9 protein-coding genes and 2 tRNA genes are annotated in these 10,015 nt (G+C 29.6%); all 11 read right to left on the bottom strand.

Annotated elements, in window-relative coordinates; all coding sequences use genetic code 11:
- Positions 1 to 57: 57 nt before the first annotated feature.
- Positions 58 to 1,779: a hypothetical protein gene (locus Q0J69_RS08895; protein WP_297206412.1), complete on the bottom strand. Its 1,722-nt coding sequence runs from the start codon at positions 1,777 to 1,779 to the stop codon at positions 58 to 60.
- A 68-nt stretch (positions 1,780 to 1,847) separates the two neighbouring features.
- Complete coding sequence (locus Q0J69_RS08900) at positions 1,848 to 3,416, bottom strand: hypothetical protein (RefSeq protein WP_297206415.1); 1,569 nt, start codon at positions 3,414 to 3,416, stop codon at positions 1,848 to 1,850.
- Positions 3,417 to 3,442: 26 nt separating this feature from the next.
- Entirely contained in the window at positions 3,443 to 4,270 is an 828-nt protein-coding gene (locus Q0J69_RS08905; RefSeq protein WP_297206418.1) for a hypothetical protein, read from the bottom strand.
- Between the two features lie 263 nt (positions 4,271 to 4,533).
- Entirely contained in the window at positions 4,534 to 5,508 is a 975-nt protein-coding gene (locus Q0J69_RS08910; RefSeq protein WP_297206421.1) for a hypothetical protein, read from the bottom strand.
- Positions 5,492 to 6,793, bottom strand: coding sequence for an LptA/OstA family protein (locus Q0J69_RS08915; RefSeq protein WP_297206443.1), 1,302 nt, complete (start codon positions 6,791 to 6,793; stop codon positions 5,492 to 5,494). Before Q0J69_RS08915 ends, Q0J69_RS08910 begins: the two co-directional genes overlap by 17 nt.
- Positions 6,794 to 6,827: 34 nt before the next feature.
- Complete coding sequence (lptC, locus tag Q0J69_RS08920; RefSeq protein ID WP_297206424.1) at positions 6,828 to 7,385, bottom strand: LPS export ABC transporter periplasmic protein LptC; 558 nt, start codon at positions 7,383 to 7,385, stop codon at positions 6,828 to 6,830.
- Positions 7,363 to 7,914 (bottom strand): HAD-IIIA family hydrolase, encoded by a 552-nt coding sequence (locus Q0J69_RS08925; protein ID WP_366030502.1) that lies wholly within the window; start codon positions 7,912 to 7,914, stop codon positions 7,363 to 7,365. Before Q0J69_RS08925 ends, lptC begins: the two co-directional genes overlap by 23 nt.
- 25 nt (positions 7,915 to 7,939) lie before the next feature.
- A tRNA-Arg gene (locus tag Q0J69_RS08930) sits at positions 7,940 to 8,012 on the bottom strand.
- Positions 8,013 to 8,027: 15 nt separating this feature from the next.
- A tRNA-Ser gene (locus Q0J69_RS08935) sits at positions 8,028 to 8,110 on the bottom strand.
- Positions 8,111 to 8,172: 62 nt separating this feature from the next.
- Positions 8,173 to 8,922 (bottom strand): tRNA pseudouridine(38-40) synthase TruA, encoded by a 750-nt coding sequence (gene truA / locus Q0J69_RS08940; RefSeq protein WP_297206431.1) that lies wholly within the window; start codon positions 8,920 to 8,922, stop codon positions 8,173 to 8,175.
- Between the two features lie 114 nt (positions 8,923 to 9,036).
- Positions 9,037 to 9,861 carry an FkbM family methyltransferase gene (locus Q0J69_RS08945; protein WP_297206434.1) on the bottom strand — a complete coding sequence of 275 codons (825 nt, stop codon included), beginning with the start codon at positions 9,859 to 9,861 and terminating at the stop codon, positions 9,037 to 9,039.
- Positions 9,862 to 10,015 lie beyond the last annotated feature (154 nt).

The raw sequence follows: 10,015 nt of genomic DNA on the forward strand, positions 1-10,015 counted from the left end.
AAACTATATAGGCAGGAAATTATTTCCTGCCTATTTATTTCATCATTATTCTATTATTTATTCTACTCTATCAGCATATAAATCAAGTCCCATATTAATAGTAGGTGTTTCAGCAAAATCTATAGAATGAAGAGTCATACTGCTTCTTATTGCAGTACCTACCTCATTAGGTCCAGGATTATCTGTTCCGCTTCCATTTCTAAGTACAACTCTAGTGTAGCTTCCTAATGTTGCATCCATATCCAAACATTCATACTTAGCTGTCCATGTATTAGCGGCAGATGAATCAAAACGTGCAAGTTTAAATCTATAATCTCTATATTCCTCTTTAGTACCAACCCCTTTACCTTTGTAATAAAAAGACATAGTATATTCTGTACCATTATCATTAAACTTATATGTTAAATCTCTAATATCGGCTCCAAAGAAATGCTCTACAAAACTACTAGTATAAGTCAAATAGAAACTACCAGAATATTTAAACTCTGTATTTTTTACCCTATCAACAAATATTGGTCCGTAATCTTGGAAATTCTCATCTAGTATATTTCCGACTACAGAAATTGTCTTTTTGCTGTTACTTTCTGTTATTTTTATATATAGAGAAGAACCATCTGAATTTGTATATATAGCTTGATCTGATGCTGTAATTTTACTCAAATAATAATCTTTACTGCTGCTTACACTGCTTTTTTGGAATTCCTGCTGTGAAACTGTTATTTTTTCGCCATTATCTCCTATGCTATAAGTATATAATATAAGACTCTTACCAAGATATCCTGAATTAATCCATTCTTCTAAATTAATTTGATCTTTTTCTCCTGTAGGTGATTTTTGATATCCGCTGTAATCACGCCATTTATATGTTTTTCCATTCAAAGTATTGATATCATCTCTATATTTTTGCTGATCATCTTCTCCTGCTTCTGCATCAGACATTACATAATAAGGAGAATGACCTTGTCCTGTAGGAGTATGTGTTGCCATAGAAGGATATCCATGAACTTGAGGATTATAATCTGTAGGAGCTTTTACAAATTCTGTTTGATAATGAGGATATAAAACAACAGAACCATCCGATTCTACATAACCTATAGGATCATATTCATAAAAATGTCTGTCTCCATTATACTCTACAGCCTCAAATGCTATAGGAACCTTATCTCCTCCTATAACTGTTTCAGTTTTTGTAATTTTTCCAAATGCAAATATAAATTTAGAATAAGTATCAACAGCTATTAAGTACTGTTTTAATGTTACAACAACTGCTTCTCCTTGAATAGAATAAAAACGGAATCTTTCCATTCTTCCGGGTAAATACCCGTTATTATCATAAAGAGGGTTGGCAGCATCATATTTATAAACACTCATACCTGTTATACCATAACCAGATGCCTCATTTTCTTTATCTCTTGGATTATAATAGTTTGCAGATATACCATTCCAATCCTTTCCTCCTGGCATCCAAACTCTAGTATCTTCTGTTAAGAAATTGTATATAGGAAGTTTATCCTCCCTAAAACTAGATTGAAATAGCCACTTATCAAATACATTTGCATTAAATCCTCCGTAATCAGGACTATTATATTCCTCATTCTTTTTAAAAGGATCTTGATCTTCTGGAATAGCTTCAGGAGCTTCTACTTCTGGTTTATTTAATTCCTGAGTAAAAGAACCTTTGCTGCCTCTATTATAAAATAGAGGGTTTAAAGCATTTCCGCATGATATAGTAAATACCATAACAAAAATAAAAATAATTAGTAAATATAATTTTTTCATAAATATATCTCCCAAATTTATTATACAAAATAGGTACAAAATTATATATTTCATACCTATTTTTATTTTTACTCTATATCTTCGACCTTAATTTTACATCTAAACTGTACTTGATCATTATATCCTGTAGGACCTTCTCCGCATGATCCAACACCATACCAAGCACCCCAGAAATTTTCTTTGTCTGCTATTTTAACATGTTCACCGTCCTGACCATCCATCACAATAGTAACTTCTATCTCTCCTTGACTATTATACTTAACCTCTTTGGATATTATCCTATCACTATTAGGATATTCTGATAACTCTGCATTTTTTGTTTCCTTATTAAATTTAATAGTCAAATATATATTATTATTCTCAGAATATTTATAAGGCCAGTATAAATCATTATAATCACCATAGCCTTCATCATATTTTGTAAGATTAAACGCCACACTAATATTAATATCTTTAGACTCAGTTTGTACAGTCTGTTCTTTCTCACCATTAAGCTCTAATGAAACTTCAGAATTAACATTAACTTGGTATCTTCTTAAATAAGCTCCTATTCCAGTACCAGAGTCTTTATTAGCAGCAGATTTATATTCTGATACAAATATATCATCTGAAGAAACTTTCATTGTAACATCATAACCAAAAAATCCATAATCCATTACCTCTCTGGCATCGCCTTTATTCCATATACCTCCTGTAAATTCAGAAAAATTACCAAGAGTATATCTATTTACAGTTTTGCTGTCAATATTTTTGAAATAAAGTTCTGTCATAGAAATTTTAACTTCTGGTTTAGTTGAAGGGACTCTGTTTTTATCAAAATACGGAGATACACCAGGATCACTTGCAGTAGCAACTGGTCTGTCAGGATTATGAACTTTAGGGAAAAATTTATTAGCATCCTGTGCCATCTCATCCTTGTATTCCTGATACAAATTTAACTTTAATTCTCCGTTTTCATAAACCATAACTCCTATAGGATCATACTCCCAGAAATATCTTCCTTCACCATATAATTCAACTGCCTGAAATTCTATAGGATATTCATTTCCTAATTTAGTGCCTGTTTTTGTTATTTTTCCATAAGCAAAAACAAATTTAGAATATGTATCAACAGCTATCAAATAGTTATTAAGCGGTACAATTACAGCTGTTCCCTCAAGTCTGTAAAATAAAAATCTTTTCATTATTTCAAATTGATTATAGCTGGAAGTACTATTTACTAAAGGATTCATTCCGTTATACCTATAAAAATATGCAGGACTTATGCCAAAACCTCTAGCTTTATTTTCATCAGATGTTCCGTCATAAAAATATTGCATAGATGCAGTATCTTTTAATGACCAAGCACCATTTCCTTTAAAGAATTTATATATAGGCACATTATTATCATCAAAACTTGCCCCAAATAAATAATCTTTTATTAAAGAACCATCAAATTGATAATTCTCTTCATTAAAAGCTCCTTCAGGAATTTGAAATTCTCCGCCCGTACTTATATCTACATCAGTTGAAGACGAACCTCCTGAAATTTTATTACCTCCCTTATTATAATAAAACATAGGATTAAATCCGCTTCCGCAAGACATCATAAAAATAGATATCATACTAATTATAATTAGCAATTTAATTTTATTCATAATAAAAATTTATCCCTTTTTTAAAATTATCCCTTAAATGCCAAACCTAATGTAAGTCCAAAGTCAAGTGAATTAATATAATAAGAAGGTAAAGGAGTTTCTGTAGAAAATGCAGGTCTTCCATCTTTCTCCAATGCCTGATTCATTATATCTAATAAACTGCTTGGCATAGTTACATATTTTGGAGTATAAATATTAAATCTTGTATATGCACCAAGTATAACTTCTACTCTGTCATTTACAGGCTGATTATATTCTAATAATAGCTTCATACTGAACATTACAGGATTCATATTGCTTATCATAAAGTCAGTTACTATTATTTCTCCTACTTCTGGTTCAGGGTCTAATATTCCACTGTCAGAATAAGCCATATACTGAGGAGATAAATCAGCTATTATCTTACCTCCTATATGAAATCCTAATGCTAATCTGCTATTTAAAAAATATGCTTTAGTACCAACACCAAAACTTATTACTGGAGAATAGTAAACATTAATAAACATGGTAGCAGAAACACCTTCAAATGTTCCTCCTGATATCTGACCTGCAAATCCGTTGCCAACACCTATAGAACCATAAAAACTCATACCGCTGAATTTACTTGTATCATCTAATCCGAACCATTTCTTAGAGCCAAATAAATAACCAAGCTCTGCCTCTCCATCCATAGTATACCCAACACCGCCTTTCATAAAGGTAGCACCTATTTTATACAAATCTGAATCGCTTATAGAAGGCATTGTAGCAGTGCCGTTAAAGTTTGCCTTTAATGCCCAAATAAAACCTTCGTCAAAACCATATACAAGCGAAAAGCTAGCTGCCATAAAAATGTAAACCAATATTTTTTTCATAATAAAATATCTCTCCCACTATAATAAAAATCGACATAATATATATTTTGTTTATATATAAATTGTAACCTCTTTTGATTTTAAGTAAATAGAATTTTTTATGAATTTCCAACAAATTTATAATTATGTTTATCAAAACACATATAGGTTATACATTTTATACAAATAATATAGACACTTTTTTAATTTTGTATTATATTTAATAGACATTTTTGAGATAGTGTTTATTTTATTATAGTTAATTAATACTATTTTTTATGTTATTATCGTTTTATTGTATCTTTATATTCTTTAATCGTCTTATAAGGTGTTTTTAATTGAAAATTGATTATATTGCTGTACCAATTAAAATAGTCAAATCCTTTTACCTCTGACATTATTGAGTGCTTTTCTTCTCTGTCAATATCATATTTAGGAAACATCATAGCCATAGTTTGAACAATATAATATGAAAACATTTTTTTGATAGTTTCATTATCCATATCAGAATTCAAAAAATTATATATGCTTATTACAGCTATAGATTTGCATGGCTTTATATGATTATTTTCTACAACAATTCTATCAACAAAGCCCCCATCAGCAATGGATTTAGCAGACATGCCTCTGTAATTAGCTGCTATAGGAATATTAACAATAACAATGGCAGAATCTTCAAACTCTTCAGCAACTATTCTCCAGTACAAAGCTGTATACATCATAAATCTGCTTCCAACCAATAATTCATTCCTGCTTTTTACAGGACTATTCCATACACTCAATATGCTTTCTATATATGAAGGTGCTATATTTTTGGCTATAATCTCTAATGGAGTACCGTAATCATAACCGAACATATTTTTTATATGCATACTGGTTTCATTGGACAATGAATTTTTTATATCATTTTCTAGTACATTATAATCTATATTTCTTATATCTATAAAATCTCTTTTAAAGATATAAGCATTATTAAGTATAATACTTCTGTTTGCCCTATAAAATGATCTGTCATCTGTTCCATTTTTAAGATTATATTTTATTTTATATCCTAAAATTTCATAAGTTAACTTGCTTAAATCATCATCAAAAATATCAATAAAATCTTTAGGCTCAAAAGAATTTATACCGTCATCTTCTATATAAGTAATATTAACATTATAATTTTTTTCTTTACTAAGAGGTTCTGTACTTTTTGTACATGAAAATATAACTATGGATATAAAAAATAAATATATTATATTATTCAGGTATTTCACCGCTTACACCCATAGCCTCTATTTTTTCTGTGTCTATATAATATTTTATTTCTCTTGCCCTTACAATACTATCTTTTTGCTTCAAATAAGGACTCTCTCCCCAAAGTCTTAAATATTTTTCTTCATCAAAATAAGTAGCCCAAGAACTTTGCGAATTCATATCCTTGCTCTCTACAAATACATTGCCATTAGCTCTAAGTTTTTCTTCGTCATTAAACATCTGCATAGTTACAGAACTTATCTTAATGCTTCTATTTTCAACGTATGCAATAGGATCACCGCTTACTGTAGCTACTTTTGTATCAGGGTCTAAATGCAGTAAATCACCTTCTAATGATATGCTTTCATCATAATCTACCATTACAACATCATTGTGAAATATTATATCTTTAAATTCAGCATCCTTTTTGTATTCTATCCATTCCCCAAAAGCTATAATTCCTCTATCAGGTATTCTAACCGAAGGCTCTTGATACATATAAACATGCTCATTATCTATCTCATACTCTATATAACCGCCTCTAAGTATCATATTCTCCTCATAGAAGAATGCTGTAACATTTCCATAAGCATATAAAGTACGAGTATTATTATCTTTTCCGCCGTATTCACTTAAAAATAATCTGTCAGCAACTATAATATTATAATTACTAACATTGCTGTTTTTTTTATTTGTTTCCGAAGAGTTTATATAATTATTAGTTTGAAGAACATAAACCTTACCTCTTCCCATAACATTAGCCGTTGCATTTTTAGCATTATATTCCAATATCTCTCCTTCAAGCCTGTCAGCACCTTGATATATTCTAGGGTTTCCAGTAAGAACTGATATTTGAGTATCCATATTATAAACTAAATTATCTGCATATCCGTCAGTCTGTCTTTTATTTTCTTTGTCAACATGTGTGAGATGAACATTACTGATAGCCTTAGCAATAGGGGTATTAAAATCTCTCTCCATAAAAGAACTTCTTATAGTCATATTGTTAGTAGGCGATCTTAATACTGGTTTATTTTTTACATAGGCATATCTAGTCTTACCATTATAACTGGCATATCCTCCTGATATAGTAGAACCATTTGTTTTACTTAAAAGTTTCACTCCTCCGCTGAAAGTTGCTAATTCTGTTTCCTGATAGAATGTCATAACAGAACTTGTAATAACGGCTGAAGAATCTTCCATTTTAGCATTGCCTGTATATTGAAATACTTTAGTTTTATTATTATATGTAAATTTATCCGCACTTCTTCTTGACTGCTGTGCTATAGAACATAAAGCAAACATAAATAGTATAGATAATACATAAAAAAATAATTTCTTATTCTGCAACTGGAACTCCTATAGCATCACCTTGATCTGTTTCATTATATACAGTTATATGTTCTAATCCTAAATCGCCTTCCATACTGCTTCCAGTAAGCCAGCTTCCATCCTCCTGCTCTATACGCATTGGCACTGGACTTTTAACATATTGTTTTTCATTATCCCATTGTAAATGCTCTGTATATAAAACTGTATTATTTGAAGATTTTGCTACTACATTTGTATAAATTTCAACGAACAATGTATTCTGATCTACGGTTACAAATGCTCCTGATATACTAGCTGCTATTGTCCTATTGGAATCATAAGTATATGTTCTGCTGTCATAAAGCTCCACTATTTTTTTCTGATTATAAAATTTGGCATTCGTAGCAAATGAATCTAACTGTTTGAAATTTGTATCATAATTTTCTCTTCTAAAACCGTAAAATTCCATATCAGGAGGAGGAACAAAATCATCATCTGTATCCTGACTTCCAAGATTATTAAAATTTGTACATGAAACAAAAACTGATAATAACACAATAATACTAAAAATTTTTAATAACTTCATTATAGATACCCTTAGCATGCAATATCATATCAATAGCTACCCTAACAGCACCATATCCGCCCTTTCTATCAATTACTATATCAGCAGCCTTCTTAGATTCATAAACAGCATCTTTAGGAGCAAATGATACGCCTACATATTTCATAGGAGATAAATCTATCAAATCATCTCCAATATATGCTATTTCCTCTTTTTTTAAACCATATTTATCCATCAATGTTAAAATAGAAGGCATTTTATTTTCTTCACCTAGAATCAAATCTTCAAAACCATGCTTTCTAAACTTATCAAATCTAATTCTTATAGCATTTGAACTGCTGCCTGATATTACAGCTATTTTGATATTTGATTTTAATGCCATAACTATGCCCATTCCATCCTGAGTATGAAAAAATTTGCTTTCTGCACCATTGTCATCAAATATAAGCCTTCCGTCCGTCATAACGCCGTCTATATCAGAAACAAATAATTTAATTTTCCTTAACTTATTTATGTTGAATATGTATGAAAAGTAATCTTTTAGGTTCATTTTTAATATCTTTAAGATACATTTTTGGGGCTTACAGGACTCGAACCTGCCCACCCGGTTTAGGAAACCAGTGCTCTATCCAGATGAGCTAAAGCCCCATGCAATAAAAAAATCGGAGAGTGTGGGACTCGAACCCACATGGGTGTTAGCCCGGCGGTTTTCAAGACCGCTGCTCTACCAATTGAACGAACTCTCCAAAACTAAATATGCTATACATTATAACATATAAAAAATTAATTTCAAGTTTTTTTTTTATATTTAAACATCCTTAAAAAAAGCACGTCTGAAATAAAGACCATGAGGAGGTGCTGTTACAAAAGCATTTGCCCTATTTTCACTTCTTAAAATATCTTCTATAAAATTAATAGGCATTTTCTTTTTTTGACCTTCAACTAAAGTACCTACTATTATTCTAACCATATTGTGCAAAAAAGCATTTCCTCTAACTATAAAGTATATAATATCTCCTTTTCTTACTGCCTTAACTTTTTCTAAATATCTACATTTAGAATCATTTTCATCTTTTGTAGAACAAAATGATGTAAAATTATGCTCCCCTATCAAGTATTTAGCATATTCATTAATAAGTTTCTCATCTATAATATTTTTTCTGTAAAACCAAGCATACCTCTCATAAAATGGAAAAGATGTACTGCTGTTATGAACTATATATAAATACTCTCTGAATGTTGCCGAAGCTCTAGAATTAAAATTATCGTCCATTTCTTCGGCTTTTATTATTCTTACATCTCTGTCCAAACATGAGTTTAAAGCTATATGCACTTTATTAATAGGCACAATCATTTTAGGAACTCTAAAATTGGCTACCTGACCTAAAGCATGAACTCCAGCATCAGTTCGGCCGCATCCGTATATTGTGATTTTTTCTCCATATACCTTTTGAACAGCTTTATATATTTCCCCCTGAACCGTTCTTAAATTCGGCTGTATCTGCCAGCCGTAAAAATCTGTGCCGTCATATTGTATAGTTATCTTTATATTATTCATATATTTATAATAAAGTATATTGTTTAATAATACAATACTAACCTTTTATAAAAAATACAAATCTGTAAATTTAAATCATTACTATAATTAATTTAAATAAAAAAATAAATATACTCATTTTTTTAATTCTGCAAAATAATTTGTAGTAATAAATATTTCTAAAGTTTCTTTATAACTTGATATATTATATAGACCATCTTTTACTATTCTATATATATTATACTTATCTTTTAATAAATACCAAAAATCTTGAAAAAATGTTCTAGAATCTATATTACATCCCCCAAATTCAAATTGTAAATGCTCAATAGAGTTATTATTTAACATATTTTCAGCACCCTTTAATACTTCTAATTCATAACCTTCTACATCCATTTTTAAGAAAAAAATCTTATCTATATTATTTGATAAACAAAAACTATCCACTGTATTTAACTCAATATTTTCTTCAATATCCATATGTATATTAAAATGATCTAATCTTCTCTTTGATAAAGAAGCTAATCCTGAAGTTTCTGAGTTTGTATATATCTTGGAAACTCCTTCTGTTGAACTAAAAGCAAAATTATGCAGAAAAACATTTTTACCAAAATTGTTTTCAGATAACTTTTTAAAAGTTTTTTTAACAGGTTCAAATGAATGTATTATACAATTATCTCCAAAATTATCCAGCAATGCTTTTGTATAGTTTCCAATATTAGCACCTACATCAAATATTATAGGATATGCTGCTCTGCTATCTAATTTACTTATCAAATATTTAATTACTTCTATTTCTCCATCACCATTAATACTTCCTCCAGTACCAATATTTAAACCATGCAATATTTCCAATAAATAATTGTCATAAAAATCAATATATTTTTTATATCCAAAAGTCTCATTTTTTATCTTATTAAAATTATTTTTTATACTCATTATTCTGAAATTATTAAACATAAATTACTCCTAGAATTTATAAAGAATCAATATAAATAGACATATTGAAATATATTTTTTTATAAAGTTTACTGTAGACTGTAGACTGTAGACTGTAGACTGTAGACTGTAGACTGTAGACTGTAGACTGTAGACTGTAGACTGTAGACTGTAG

Origin of the sequence: uncultured Brachyspira sp. (assembly GCF_944388875.1) — a bacterium.
Taxonomy (GTDB): Bacteria; Spirochaetota; Brachyspiria; order Brachyspirales; family Brachyspiraceae; genus Brachyspira.

Excerpts from the sequence above, each read along its gene's own strand:
- Q0J69_RS08895 (WP_297206412.1), bottom strand. The coding sequence starts at position 1,779 with ATGAAAAAATTATATTTACTAATTATTTTTATTTTTGTTATGGTATTT.
- Q0J69_RS08900 (WP_297206415.1), bottom strand. The coding sequence starts at position 3,416 with ATGAATAAAATTAAATTGCTAATTATAATTAGTATGATATCTATTTTT.
- Q0J69_RS08905 (WP_297206418.1), bottom strand. The coding sequence starts at position 4,270 with ATGAAAAAAATATTGGTTTACATTTTTATGGCAGCTAGCTTTTCGCTT.
- Q0J69_RS08915 (WP_297206443.1), bottom strand. The coding sequence starts at position 6,793 with ATGTTTGCTTTATGTTCTATAGCACAGCAGTCAAGAAGAAGTGCGGAT.
- lptC (WP_297206424.1), bottom strand. The coding sequence starts at position 7,385 with ATGAAGTTATTAAAAATTTTTAGTATTATTGTGTTATTATCAGTTTTT.
- Q0J69_RS08925 (WP_366030502.1), bottom strand. The coding sequence starts at position 7,914 with ATGAACCTAAAAGATTACTTTTCATACATATTCAACATAAATAAGTTA.
- truA (WP_297206431.1), bottom strand. The coding sequence starts at position 8,922 with ATGAATAATATAAAGATAACTATACAATATGACGGCACAGATTTTTAC.
- Q0J69_RS08945 (WP_297206434.1), bottom strand. The coding sequence starts at position 9,861 with ATGTTTAATAATTTCAGAATAATGAGTATAAAAAATAATTTTAATAAG.